This is a genomic window from Capnocytophaga sputigena (assembly GCF_002302495.1).
Taxonomy (GTDB): domain Bacteria; phylum Bacteroidota; class Bacteroidia; order Flavobacteriales; family Flavobacteriaceae; genus Capnocytophaga; species Capnocytophaga sputigena.
Map to the genome: position 1 here is coordinate 1,634,513 of NZ_CP022379.1, position 12,048 is coordinate 1,646,560.

Sequence of the window (12,048 nt, forward strand, 5' to 3'; positions counted from 1 at the left end):
TCATACAGTGGTGTATTTTGCTTAGATTGTAATCTTTATCAAAATATGATTTTAGGTAGCCTACTGTTGCTTATAGGTTGAGAAATACAAGTTATAGTAAGATTATGTAGTATATCATCATCTATTTGATTAAATCCTAATAGTACCACCATCCTATGGTAGTGGCTTTAAAATCTTCTTTTGAGGGAGCGACCCAAACGATAACATTAAAAAAATCTGCGAAAAAAACAAAATGTAAGTTCTGAGTTGAGAAAATCTCATAATTAGCTTTACTGTCTTTGCTCTCTTTCGCTTTGAATTTTCTTTTGAGTAGTTCCTTCATTTGGTTTACAATAGAGGTACCCGTTAGCAACCCCGTTTTTTTAAAGTTGATGTGATAAACATTGGCATTCTTTTCTCTTTCTACTTTTTCAACAGAGAGGGTAGAAGTGAGCTCTTGAGGCTTGTCGGTTACCCTCTTGGGGCTTGCCATCGATTTTAAATCATTAAAAAACTTATCTAAAAATTTAGTAGCATCATAGTCATCAGTGGCAACCATATAGAATTCCCCAGGAATTTTTATATGCTCATAAGTAGTGGGAGTGACAATAAACTGTCCTTTTTTGTCGATAATACCAGTGTCTTCACCAATATCGGCAAAGGCGATATCACCGAGAAAATAAGAAATCCATTGGAACTGAGGCTTGATAACCTCCTCTCCTTTTTTGTTGATATAGCCATACAAGGAATCTTTAGTCATAAAACCAACCATATTACTGCTGAAATTATCTATTTCATAAGGCTGTTTTTCAATTACTCTTTTGCCCGTTACATCAATGAGGCAGCTTTGATTGTTATCAAAAAATACTACAGCCAAACCTTCGTTAAATACCCTTGCTTTTTTAAATTGGGGCTTGATTACGTATTTTCCTGTATGGTCAATATAACCATAGAGCCCGCCGTTTGTGTCTTGTGCAACAGCCATTCCTTCCTGAAAATAACTAGCTCTTTCAAATTGAGGCTTGATGACCATCACACCTTTCTTATTGATATAGCCCCACTTACCATTTTTCTTTACAAGAGCTAAACCCTCTGAGAAAAGATCGGCTTCCTCAAATTGTGCGGGGATAGTCACTTTGCCCGATGAGTTGAGATATCCCCATTTTTCGCTGTCGGCAGCTAAAAACACTGCCATATCTTCAACAAAAATACTCACTTTACGTATTTTTTTTAAAGAGAATTGGGGGTTACCTTGTTTGTCTATACACGTAGGACTCCCACCTTTGGGCACTACAAAAGCAAGTCCGTTTGAGAAATGAGTAACGCTTATGTATTTAGGGGGGATGACATATTTTCCTGTTTTGTCAATAAAGCCAAACTTATAAAGATCTCTGTAAACACCTCCTGAATCAACGGGGGCTAACTCTTCCCTAAAATAGTAAGCATCTTTAAATTGCGGTGGGATTACCCAAGCGCCTTTTTGGTTGATGTATCCCCAGTGTTCAAGAGGAGAAATTTCTTTATCTGCTGCAGGTATCAAACTTATATCGTCAGTAACTGAGGATACTTGTGAAAAGCACAAACTATTTAACAACAGAGCTAAAGCGGTAAGTGATTTTTTCATATTACCTATTATTTGTTATCTAACTATATACTCCCCCGTTGATATTGATCACTTCTCCGGTGATATACGAGGCTTTTTTAGACACTAAAAACGATACGAGGTCGGCTACTTCTTCCGCTTCGCCAAAACGCCCTACAGGAATCAGTTTTACGAGGTCTTCTTCGTTGAGAGAGGAAGTCATATCGGTGCGTATAAACCCTGGGGCAATAGCATTTACAGTGATATGACGTTTAGCCACTTCTTGAGCTAAGGCTTTAGTAGCAGCAATAATGGCTCCTTTAGCAGCCGAGTAGTTAGTTTGTCCTGCAGTTCCCTTTACTCCCGATACCGATGAAATGTTGATAATACGTCCGTAGCGATGGCGTAACATCTTTTGTATAAAGAAGTTGGTTACGTTGTAGAAGCCATCGAGGGTAGTAGAGATTACTTTACTCCAATCCTCTTGGGGCATCCACATAAAAAGTCCGTCGCGATTGATACCCGCGTTGTTCACAATCACCTCTACCACAGCATCTTTATTGTCGTGTTGCCATTGGGTGAGGGCTTCAGTAGTGCTTTGGTGATCAGAAACGTCAAAGCGGATAATCTCTCCATCACTACCTAATTTTTTGATGTGATTAAGAGTTTCAAGGGCAGCTACCTCATTGCTTTGGTAAGTAATGAGTAGGTGATAATCGGTGTCTTGCGCGAGTTTTTCGCATATAGCGCGCCCTATGCCTCGCGAACCGCCTGTAATGATAGCGTACTTTCTCATTTTGTTTTTTTATTTAGTTTTTCTATCAGAAAAGTCTGATATGTCTGACTTGTCCGATTGTTCTATTTTTTCAACCACGATACCATATCCTTCAAATAAGGATAAAACACCATATCTTCTTTAAAGAATGGGATAATGGTTCTTATTTCGTCATACCATTCTTTGGTAGTGCTCGAAAGCTCGTCATAACAGCCTAAGATATCAATAGCCTGTGCAATGGTAATCGCCTCAATAGCGAGTACTTGGAAAGCGTTCTCTATCACCTTGCGGGTGAGCGTTGCGGCATTGGTACCCATACTCACAATGTCCTGATTGTCGTTATTGTTCGGGATACTATGCACATACATAGAGGTAGAAAGAGTTTGACACTCCGCAGTGGTAGAGGTAGCGGTGAACTGCACCCCTTGCATACCGAAGTTAAAGCCCAGTTTGCCTGCATTTACAAATGGCGGTAAAAGCTCGTTGATTTTAGGGTTCAATAGGTAGTTGAGTTGTCGTTCGGCAAGCATCGCCATACGGGTAACCACGAGTTTGAGCTTGTCCATTTCAAGGGAAATATAATCGCCGTGGAAGTTCCCCCCGTGATACACTTGTTGGTTAGGCAAATCTACGATAGGGTTGTCGTTAGCCGAGTTGAGTTCTTCTTCAAAAATGCGCTGAGTGTGTTGCAAAGTGTCTAACACAGGACCTAATATCTGTGGCACACAGCGCAAAGAGTAGTATTCTTGTACTTTTTCTTTGAAAACAGTCTCGTTGTGTTCACCTTGGTAGAGGTGTTCTGCGCGTTTGCGGGTGCGCTTGCTGTCGGCGAGAAACTCGCGCATTAGCTTAGCAATGTCCTGCTGACCGGTATGCTGTTTGGCGTTGTTTAATTCTTCTGAAAAATGGTCGTCATAAGTCTGCACCAGTTCATTGATAGCACAGCTGAATTTTACTGTCCAGTCCAATAGTTTTTCGGCGTAATAAAGATTCACTCCTGCCAAGCCCGTCATTACCGAGGTGCCGTTCATCAGCGAAAGCCCTTCGCGCAAGTGTATTTGTAGCGGTTTGATGCCTACTTCGGCAAATACTTCAGCCGTTGGGCGACGCAAGCCTTTGTAGAACACTTCACCTTCGCCTATAAGTACTAAAGCGAGGTGAGCCAACTGCACGAGGTCACCACTGGCGCCCACACCTCCGTGCTGAAAGATAAGCGGGGTAATGCGGTAGTTCAATAGGTCGCGCATCAGCTCAATAGCCTCTATATGCACCCCCGATTTACCAAGAGAAAGACTGTTTAACCGACAGAGAATCGCTGCACGTACTGTTTTTATATCAAATACTTCTCCACAGCCTGAAGCGTGGCTACGGATGAGGTTATACTGCAATTGCAATTGGTCTTCAGGCTCTATGCGATACTGCGCCATAGGACCAAAACCAGTATTTACGCCGTAGATAATTTTATCGTTGGCAAATTCTTTTAGAAAGTTATAACTCTCCTCAATCAAATTTTTAGCTTCTTTGCTAATCGCTACTTGTTTTTTGTGAAAAACAATGGCTTTAAAATCTTCGTAAGTACGTAGTGTTTTCAACAGAAAAATTTTTAATATCAGGGACAAAGGTAGTAAATAATTGGTAAATTAGCAAATATGAGATATTTTTACTACTTTTGTCGCCATAGTCTGGTTTATCAGGCAACTTTTTATTTTTTATAACTTTTCAACCCTTAATAATGGAAAACATTCTGCAAAACATCGAATTAATACAACAACGCATTGCCAAAGCCTGTGCTAAAGCAGGTCGCAAACCCGAGGAAGTAAAACTCCTCTTAGCCACCAAAACTGTAACTCCTGAACGCATCAAAATAGCACTTGAGGCAGGATATACCCTCATCGCTGAAAACAAAGTGCAGGAACTCAAAGAAAAATATGAAGCTCTGAAAGATACTCCCCATACGAATCACTTTATCGGTCATTTGCAAACCAATAAAATCAAAGAAATATTGCGCTATGAGGTGACTTGTGTAGAATCGGTAGATCGCCTTGATTTAGCTCAAAAACTCCACAATCGCCTTGCTATTGAGGGCAAAGAACTCGATATCTTTATCCAAGTGAATACGTCTAATGAGGAAAGTAAATTTGGTGCCGATCCTTCCGAAGTGCTCGACCTTGTAAAACAAGTGGCAACCCTGCCTACCCTCCACATCAAAGGACTGATGACAATAGGCTTGTTTAGTGCCGAAACTGAAAAGGTGCGCGCCTGCTTTCAACTCCTCAAACGTATCCAGCAGGATATTATTGCCCTTAACCTCCCCAATGTAGACCCCAAAGAGCTTTCAATGGGAATGAGCGGTGATCTCGAAACCGCTATCGAGGAAGGTGCTACTATCGTACGCGTGGGTACCGCTATCTTCGGTGAGCGTATCTACCCCGATAGCTACTACTGGAATGAGAAGGGGTAGGGGGTCAGGTTTCAGGGGTCAGCGTCTGCCTTGTCTCACTTGTCCGCCCTGTCCGATGAATTTCTTTGTTAATTTTCTAATTTATATGAAATACTTACTCATACTATTTATTTTATCACCCTGTGTAGCTATAGCTCAAGATTTTGATTATTGGGGGGCAAAGATAGGCTATACTCATACCAATCGCTCTCATAACCTAATTTTTGCGGGGGCTTCTCTAAATACCAAACCCGATTTAGGAGGGATATCCTTGTATGGGGGTACGCATATAGGTTTTCATAACGATATGCCTTCAAAAGTGCAAATCATCCCCGAAGTAGGTGCTGAATTTTGTGTGCTCCTTTTAGGTGGGGGTTTCGCTATCAACACCCACGCTATAGAACCTCATATAGGACTTTCAGTTTTCAATTTTGTTGATGCTAAAATAGGCTATGCTGTTCCTTTTAGAGAAAATCCCGTTTTTGAAGGATTTACACTTAGACTCGCAATTAATTGTTTTGGCAAATGAAATACTTAATCTAATCTCACTCCCCTAATGTATATCGCCTATCACCCATTATACAATCACCCAGTGCCCGAAAACCATCGTTTCCCGATGGAAAAGTATGCCCTCTTGCCTCAACAACTCCTCTATGAAGGCATCGCTAGTGCGTCCAACTTCCACACCCCCGAAAAAGCTACACAAGCTACAGCGGCTTTGGTGCATACGCAACCTTACTTGCACAATTTCTTACACTTAACACTTTCACATAAAGAAGCATTGCCCATTGGTTTTGTACAATGTCAGCAGTTAGTAGATCGCGAACTTACCTTGGTGCAAGGTACTGTAGAAGGTGCTTTGTGGGCATTACGTACGGGAGAAATCGCCTTTAATATAGCAGGAGGCACCCATCACGCTTTTTCAAACCGCGGAGAAGGCTTTTGTATGCTCAACGATCAAGCTATTGCTGCCGCTTATTTGCTACATCACACAGCGGTGAAAAGGGTGCTTATTGTAGATTTAGATGTACACCAAGGCAATGGTACTGCCGAAATTTTTAGAAATACCCCCGAAGTTTTCACCTTTTCAATGCATGCACAAGCTAATTACCCTTTTGAAAAGGAACAATCGGATAAAGATATAGCCCTGCCCAATGGCACAGATGACAAAACCTATTTAGATATATTGCGCAGCACTTTGCCACAGCTCATAGAAGCCCAGCAACCCGATTTTGTGTTTTATCAAGCAGGGGTAGATGTGCTATCAACCGATAAGTTAGGTAAGTTATCCCTTACTGTAGAAGGTTGCGGTGAACGCGATCGCCTTGTTTTTGAAACGTGTTATCGGTATCACCTGCCCGTACAATGCTCAATGGGAGGAGGGTATTCCCCACAACTCACCTCTATTTTACGAGCACACACCCAAACCTTTGCCATAGCGAGTGGTATTTATGATTAGGTGTCAGGTTTCAGGGAATAGGTTTCAGGTGAGTCGCTACACTTTTGCAAAGTCCTTAATTGCCCGTGTGGCTCATACCTTTGACAAAGTCTATTAATCCAATATTAGGGGTAGTGTTAGATAATATCACAAACTGACAAAGAGAGTATCCCTAATTGATAAAAATATTTAATCTTATTTCACTTCCTACTCCTTGATTCCTAATACCTAACACTTACTTCTTTTAAAAAATCATAAATAAACCTTAAAAAAGTCTTCGTTTTTGTTGCGTTTTAATTTTGGTTTATTTACTTTTGCCGTCAAAATTAGGTATCAGGTGTCAGGGAATAGGTAACACATTCTTACCTCTTATCTCTTACCTTTTTCAACTAATTAAAAATAAATAATTAAAAATAATGGAACACCAAAATCAACAAAACAAAAGTTACGTATTGCCTATTGCAATGATGTTCGCTCTATTCTTTATGATATCATTCGTAACAGGCTTGCAAAACCCATTTGGGGTTATTGTAAAAAACCAATTTATGGCGAGCAACCTCGAGTCACAATTGGGGAACTTAGCCAACTTCATCGCTTATGCCTTTATGGGTATCCCTGCAGGGAAAATGTTACAACGCATTGGCTATAAAAAAACAGCTTTAACCGCTATTGTAGTAGGTTTTACTGGAGTGTGCGTTACTTTCCTTTCAGGTATTGCAGGTAGTTTTGCGGTATACCTCACAGGAGCTTTTATTTCAGGCTTCTCTATGTGTATGCTCAATGTGGTGGTAAACCCTATGCTCAACACTCTTGGTGGAGGAGGTAAAAAAGGTAACCAACTCTTGCAGTTTGGTGGGGCTATCAACTCTATCGGGGCAACCATTGTACCTGTATTGGTAGGTTACCTCATCGGTACTATTAGCGCCGGTACTTCTATTGCCGATGCTAACCCTGCACTCTTCTTAGCGATGGGTATTTTTGCTTTGGCATTTATCGTGCTTTTCTCTATGCAAATACCCGAACCTCACGCGGCTCAAGCCAATGTAAATGCTGTAAAAGACACACATAGCCCTATGTCGTTCCGCCACTTTATATTAGGAGCGATTGCTATTTTCCTCTATGTAGGTATAGAAGTAGGAATTCCTAATATTGCCAATCTTTTTATGACAGGTAGTAGTGAAGCTAATGGTTTAGGTATCGATACTACTACAGCAGGTTCGGTAGTAGGAACTTATTGGTTTTTGATGTTTATCGGTCGTTTGACAGGAGGTTCATTAGGAGCTAAATTCTCAAGTAAAGGAATGCTTACTTTTGTATCTGCTTTAGGAATTCTTTTTGTAGTTTTAGCTATATTAACCCCTACTACTCAAGTGGTGAATATGCCAGTGTTTAAATCAGATATATCTTTTGGTTTAGCCGAAGTGCCAATGAGCATTATGTTCCTTGTGCTTTGTGGTTTGTGTACTTCAGTAATGTGGGGAGGTATCTTCAACCTCGCTACCGAAGGATTAGGTAAATACACTGCTGCCGCTTCAGGTATCTTTATGGCGATGGTTTGTGGTGGTGGTATCTTGCCAGCTATCCAAGGGGCTGTAGCCGATGTAGTAGGTTACGTAGAAAGCTATTGGGTGATTGTACTTGCTCTTGCTTTCCTATTGTTCTACGCACTTGTAGGTAGCAAAAACGTAAATACCGACATCAAAGTGGACTAACAAAAATGATTGTACTATAATATAAATAAACTGCCCAAAGCACCTAATGGTCTTTGGGCAGTTTTGTTTTAAAAGGGTTTCTTAATTTACTTTATCGCTTCATACGCGCGGATAGCTTTATCAAAGCGGGCGTTTACGCTTTCTAAGGTGTAAAGACCATCGACATTAGCTTGTACGCCTTTGAGTTTTAGTGGGAATACTACGGGTGGATTTTGCATATCCAATAGCTCTATACCACGCAATTGTTCGGTGGTTTGGTATACGATGTTTACTGATACAAACTCTTTACCGCTGTTGTCTACCCATTTTTCAAATACGAGTTTGCTACCTATTGGGGTTTTCTTCTCAATAGATTTTGGCAAGCTGTATTCTTCTACTTCCAAAGCAGCATTCACACTGGCAATGTTAGAATCGTGACCACAGAGGAAAGTGAATTTGCGGTTTTTGGCGTTGAGCTCGTCTTTCATATACACCAAAAGAGGGTGCGCTACGTTCACGGCTACAATAGGAGCGGTGAAAAGTACATCGCCATAGACATCTTTTACTTTAGCGATTTTCTCCCAATCGGAGGTGCTGAGGTTGTTGCCAAAAGCGGCTTGCATAGGGTCTTTATCTTCGTAGAATTGCAAAATAAAGGCATCGGAAGCTGAGTTGGCTAACTTTAGCGAACCTTTCATATTAGGTTCATCGCCTTTTTCGAGTATCAGTTTGGTGTTGTAATCGTTGAAAGCACACACTTCCCCTGATTTACAAGCGGGTGAGTTCTTCAAATCGAGTACTTTTTCCAAGAGTTGGTAAGACTCTTTCAACCCCTCGTTGATGCCTACAATACCTTTTTTACCGCCCATAGCAGCGATTTCTTTCATTGCTTGTGCTTTGAAGGCATCACTGCTTTTGGTTAGCGCAGGGAAGAACACAGGGTCCATCTTGCTGGGGGTAAAGCGGTGGTTGATATGCAAATTGGCTACGGGCATAAATCCTGAAGAGAAATATTGCGCTGTCGCAATGGTGCGTTGCATACTGTTGGCATAGAAATTCACTTCATCAACAGTGGGAACGGCATTCTCAGCAAAAAGTCCTTCGGCAACTGTCCATTTGCGGAAAAACTGACCCATAATGGTTTCGAGTGCTCCTCCGCGAAGGGTGAGTTCACTGGGGGCAGCGCTCCATTTTATCCACTCGTGAGGCGTCATTTTTTGCAAGGTACTCCCATTCACTGATAGTGAGGAGCGAATGTTATGACGACTGAGGATCACCACTTCTTTGAGTTTATACTGACTTTTAAAACTCTCAGAGCGGTTGAGTTGTGCCATCGCTAAAAGCGGACACAAGAGAAGTAGTAATGCTTGTAGAGTTATGATTCTTGTTTTCATACGGTATTTTAATTAGAAAATTATCAAAATCGCTTTTGCGTCGCTACACTTTGCCAAAGTTTCAGACTTTGGCAAAGTTTTAATTGCTTGTCGTGCTACGACCTTTGGCAAAGTATGTGATGTAAAAGTAATTGCCTGTGCGGCTCGTACCACTTAGAACTTGATTTGCAAACGAGTTTCTATAAGACTCAAATTGGTGTCGGGAACTCCTGCGCGGTAAGTAACCCCAGTATAAGAAGTGCGTACACGCCAAATCATATACTTATTGATATAATAGTTGAAAGTAAGTGAATAGTCGTTGAGGCGACCTCCAAAAATACCAGCTTTAGAGTCGGATAGATCAGTGTAGTTATAGCCAGCAACGAGTTCTAACGCTCCTGGTCTGGGGGTGGCGATACCACCGTCGATTTCATTGTACTCATAAGGATTTCCTTTCACGATAGCGCGGAACATTCCATACGCACCACTTGCTTTGAAATTCTCAAATCCACTCTTGCGGTTTACGTTCACATAGTAATATTGGGCTTCTACACCTAAACGTCCCCGTGCAAAGAGCAATTCAGGAGAGAATTTGTAGAGGAAAGTAGCGTTGTCAATAGTTGCTTGTTGGGCGGTTACTTTGGCAATACGTGTTGGGAAAGGGGTTTTGAGTATATAAGAACTGTGGTTAAGGGCAGCTTCTTTGTTGTAGCGTGGGGTCTCAAAAGCTCCTGAGAGTCCTACGTGAAAAATCTTACCTTCTTCGCGTTGTGGACGATAGAGCAAGCGCGACATCATTCCCACTCCTTGGTCACCTGTAGCATCAGAACTTTGCTTCATCGATTCTCCTTCAGCAAAGAGGCTAAGCGTACCCATAAAGTCGTCTTTTTGGTGCAAGAGCATCAACCCCATCAAACGAGAGTTGAAGAAAGCCTCGTTGCTTTGGGGTTCTTCCATCGATATTTTGAAAGAAGAACTGGTAGCGCTTTGCATCCCAAATTGATGTACAAAATAACCTCCACGCAAGAGGGTGTGCTTGCTAAAGCCATACTCAATAAAGATATCCTTAGGAGAGAGTTTTCCGTAGGCATACCCTATATCTACTTTGGCTTTCCAATTGCCATAGCGCACGCCCAAGCCCGCACGAGCATCGGGGATGGCTACCCCACTTACGAACTTGTCTTTTTGTTCATTGGCATTGAAATAGCCCGCGTCTATCAAGATACGCCCTGCGGGTTTCACTTCTATTTTAGGCTCTGGTTTGGGAGCTTCTTGTGCAGGAGCAGGTAGCAATTCGGTGGTTTCTGTAACGGTAGTAGGCACTTCTTGGGCATAGGTGTAGCCCACAGCCATCAAGCTGAGTGCCATAAAATGTATCTTTTTCATCGTTTTAGCAGTTTATTTGGTCATACGTTCACTTTTCTTTACTTTGCCTTTTTTCACAAGATTTTCAAACTCTTTTTTAGCTTTTTCGAGTTGTTTCATAAAGGCATCATTGGCGTGGAGGCGCGCTACTACGGCGCTGGCTACAAGGCGTGCCGCATCTACATCACTTTGGAAGTGGTAACCGCAAATCACGCGACTTTGTCCCATTTCATAGCCGCGTTTGAGGATTTCGTTTTGTCTATCTACGTTGATTTCGGCAAGCACCAAAGCAGTAGCCCAGCCAATAGCGGTATGTCCTGAAGGATAAGACCCATTGGTAGAAAGTTCTTGTTGTTGCTCAGGGTTGCAAGTAGTTTTTTCGTAGAAAGCAAACGGACGTACGCGCATATAGTGCTCTTTAGCGGCACGAGTAGCGAGGTCGCCAGCATCTTCGCGCATATTTACCACGAGTTTGAAGATTTCAGGGGTAGTTTCCTTAGAAATTTTGATGCCAAAGGCTTCGGAGAAAGCATTAGGCACGCCCGCTCCGTCTACACGAGCATCAGATACGGCTTGGTCGCCACGAGGGGTACGGCGTTGCATTAAGCCCCATTGGTATTGAGCTTCGTCGTTGAGGAAGAGAATACTACCTGGTTGAGGTGGCGGAGGAAGAAGTTCTAGGCTGTTAGCCACTTCACCGATTTGTAAGAAATAGAGGTCGGGTTTAGTTCTTACGTCTTTGATTTTTTCTTGTGCGAATGTAGTTGCCATCACCGATAGCAAGGCTACGAATAGAAGTTTTTTTCTCATTGTAATTATGTGTTTTTAAAATAAAATTAAGATATTCATTATTTTTACTGCAAATGTAAGAATAACGAATAGAACGGACAAATTATTTCGGAAGAAATTTGAGTAAAAAAAGAAGAAAAAGAAATTAAAATGATGATATACTGTTTTTTAAAGAGGTAATTTATAGACGTTTTACTAAAAGTCTCTGAAATGTAGTGTAAGAGAGAGTTTGAAATAAGAAAGGGTTATTTTTCTAGTTTTTCTTCAAAAATAAAAGCGCCGGCGATTTCGCATACAAAGCGATTGTTATTGGGTTCTCTCAACCTGTAGGCTATGAGAATTTGTTTATGGCAATGCGGACACTCAACAATGGTATATAGCGTAGGCTCTACTTTGGTTGCTAATAGCGTTTGTTGGTTCAAAATACCCTTTTTGTATAAATCGTTGAAAAGAAAAGCCTTAGTGCCATAGTGCAAATCAAAAGTGTTGAAATTCTCGCAAACACATTTGAATTTTAGATGAGCAGGTTTTTGATCAAATTCTTCAAAAACATATTGATACAGCTGTAAAGTATCAGTAATAACAATGGGGTTGCTTAATGTTTTCATAGGTGAGT

Annotated in this window: 11 protein-coding genes; 4 read left to right on the forward strand and 7 right to left on the reverse strand. The window is 41.4% G+C overall.

The window, feature by feature from the left end:
• Window positions 1–136: 136 nt before the first annotated feature.
• From CGC57_RS07130 to flxA, 3 genes are all read right to left on the reverse strand, one after another.
• Entirely contained in the window at window positions 137–1,603 is a 1,467-nt protein-coding gene (locus tag CGC57_RS07130; protein ID WP_002681292.1) for a WG repeat-containing protein, read from the reverse strand.
• A 19-nt stretch (window positions 1,604–1,622) separates the two neighbouring features.
• The gene (flxB, locus tag CGC57_RS07135) at window positions 1,623–2,357 is read right to left on the reverse strand and encodes a flexirubin biosynthesis SDR family reductase FlxB (protein ID WP_095898570.1); all 735 of its coding nucleotides are present in this window, start codon (window positions 2,355–2,357) and stop codon (window positions 1,623–1,625) included.
• A gap of 62 nt (window positions 2,358–2,419) precedes the next feature.
• Entirely contained in the window at window positions 2,420–3,928 is a 1,509-nt protein-coding gene (gene flxA, locus CGC57_RS07140) for a flexirubin biosynthesis tyrosine ammonia-lyase FlxA (RefSeq protein WP_095898571.1), read from the reverse strand.
• A gap of 140 nt (window positions 3,929–4,068) precedes the next feature.
• Between flxA and CGC57_RS07145 the strand changes: the two genes are divergently transcribed.
• The 4 genes from CGC57_RS07145 to CGC57_RS07160 all read left to right on the forward strand — a co-directional run bounded on the left by CGC57_RS07145 (window position 4,069) and on the right by CGC57_RS07160 (window position 7,926).
• The gene (locus CGC57_RS07145) at window positions 4,069–4,797 is read left to right on the forward strand and encodes a YggS family pyridoxal phosphate-dependent enzyme (RefSeq protein ID WP_095898572.1); all 729 of its coding nucleotides are present in this window, start codon (window positions 4,069–4,071) and stop codon (window positions 4,795–4,797) included.
• An 85-nt stretch (window positions 4,798–4,882) separates the two neighbouring features.
• Window positions 4,883–5,305: a hypothetical protein gene (locus tag CGC57_RS13005; RefSeq protein WP_232747205.1), complete on the forward strand. Its 423-nt coding sequence runs from the start codon at window positions 4,883–4,885 to the stop codon at window positions 5,303–5,305.
• Between the two features lie 27 nt (window positions 5,306–5,332).
• Window positions 5,333–6,235, forward strand: a complete 903-nt coding sequence (locus CGC57_RS07155) for a histone deacetylase family protein (protein ID WP_095898573.1) — start codon at window positions 5,333–5,335, stop codon at window positions 6,233–6,235.
• A gap of 395 nt (window positions 6,236–6,630) precedes the next feature.
• Window positions 6,631–7,926 (forward strand): MFS transporter, encoded by a 1,296-nt coding sequence (locus tag CGC57_RS07160; RefSeq protein ID WP_095898574.1) that lies wholly within the window; start codon window positions 6,631–6,633, stop codon window positions 7,924–7,926.
• A gap of 86 nt (window positions 7,927–8,012) precedes the next feature.
• Here the strand turns inward: CGC57_RS07160 and CGC57_RS07165 are convergent, their stop codons facing one another.
• The 4 genes from CGC57_RS07165 to CGC57_RS07180 all read right to left on the reverse strand — a co-directional run bounded on the left by CGC57_RS07165 (window position 8,013) and on the right by CGC57_RS07180 (window position 12,040).
• Entirely contained in the window at window positions 8,013–9,299 is a 1,287-nt protein-coding gene (locus CGC57_RS07165) for a histidine-type phosphatase (protein WP_095898575.1), read from the reverse strand.
• A gap of 153 nt (window positions 9,300–9,452) precedes the next feature.
• Window positions 9,453–10,664 carry an OprO/OprP family phosphate-selective porin gene (locus CGC57_RS07170; protein ID WP_095898576.1) on the reverse strand — a complete coding sequence of 404 codons (1,212 nt, stop codon included), beginning with the start codon at window positions 10,662–10,664 and terminating at the stop codon, window positions 9,453–9,455.
• 12 nt (window positions 10,665–10,676) lie between these two features.
• Window positions 10,677–11,453: an acid phosphatase gene (locus CGC57_RS07175; RefSeq protein WP_095898577.1), complete on the reverse strand. Its 777-nt coding sequence runs from the start codon at window positions 11,451–11,453 to the stop codon at window positions 10,677–10,679.
• A gap of 224 nt (window positions 11,454–11,677) precedes the next feature.
• Window positions 11,678–12,040: a hypothetical protein gene (locus CGC57_RS07180; RefSeq protein ID WP_095898578.1), complete on the reverse strand. Its 363-nt coding sequence runs from the start codon at window positions 12,038–12,040 to the stop codon at window positions 11,678–11,680.
• Window positions 12,041–12,048 lie beyond the last annotated feature (8 nt).

Coding starts and splice junctions, on each gene's coding strand:
- CGC57_RS07155 (WP_095898573.1), top strand. CDS start 5,333: ATGTATATCGCCTATCACCCATTATACAATCACCCAGTGCCCGAAAAC.
- CGC57_RS13005 (WP_232747205.1), top strand. CDS start 4,883: ATGAAATACTTACTCATACTATTTATTTTATCACCCTGTGTAGCTATA.
- CGC57_RS07175 (WP_095898577.1), bottom strand. CDS start 11,453: ATGAGAAAAAAACTTCTATTCGTAGCCTTGCTATCGGTGATGGCAACT.
- CGC57_RS07145 (WP_095898572.1), top strand. CDS start 4,069: ATGGAAAACATTCTGCAAAACATCGAATTAATACAACAACGCATTGCC.
- CGC57_RS07165 (WP_095898575.1), bottom strand. CDS start 9,299: ATGAAAACAAGAATCATAACTCTACAAGCATTACTACTTCTCTTGTGT.
- CGC57_RS07170 (WP_095898576.1), bottom strand. CDS start 10,664: ATGAAAAAGATACATTTTATGGCACTCAGCTTGATGGCTGTGGGCTAC.
- CGC57_RS07180 (WP_095898578.1), bottom strand. CDS start 12,040: ATGAAAACATTAAGCAACCCCATTGTTATTACTGATACTTTACAGCTG.
- flxB (WP_095898570.1), bottom strand. CDS start 2,357: ATGAGAAAGTACGCTATCATTACAGGCGGTTCGCGAGGCATAGGGCGC.
- CGC57_RS07160 (WP_095898574.1), top strand. CDS start 6,631: ATGGAACACCAAAATCAACAAAACAAAAGTTACGTATTGCCTATTGCA.
- CGC57_RS07130 (WP_002681292.1), bottom strand. CDS start 1,603: ATGAAAAAATCACTTACCGCTTTAGCTCTGTTGTTAAATAGTTTGTGC.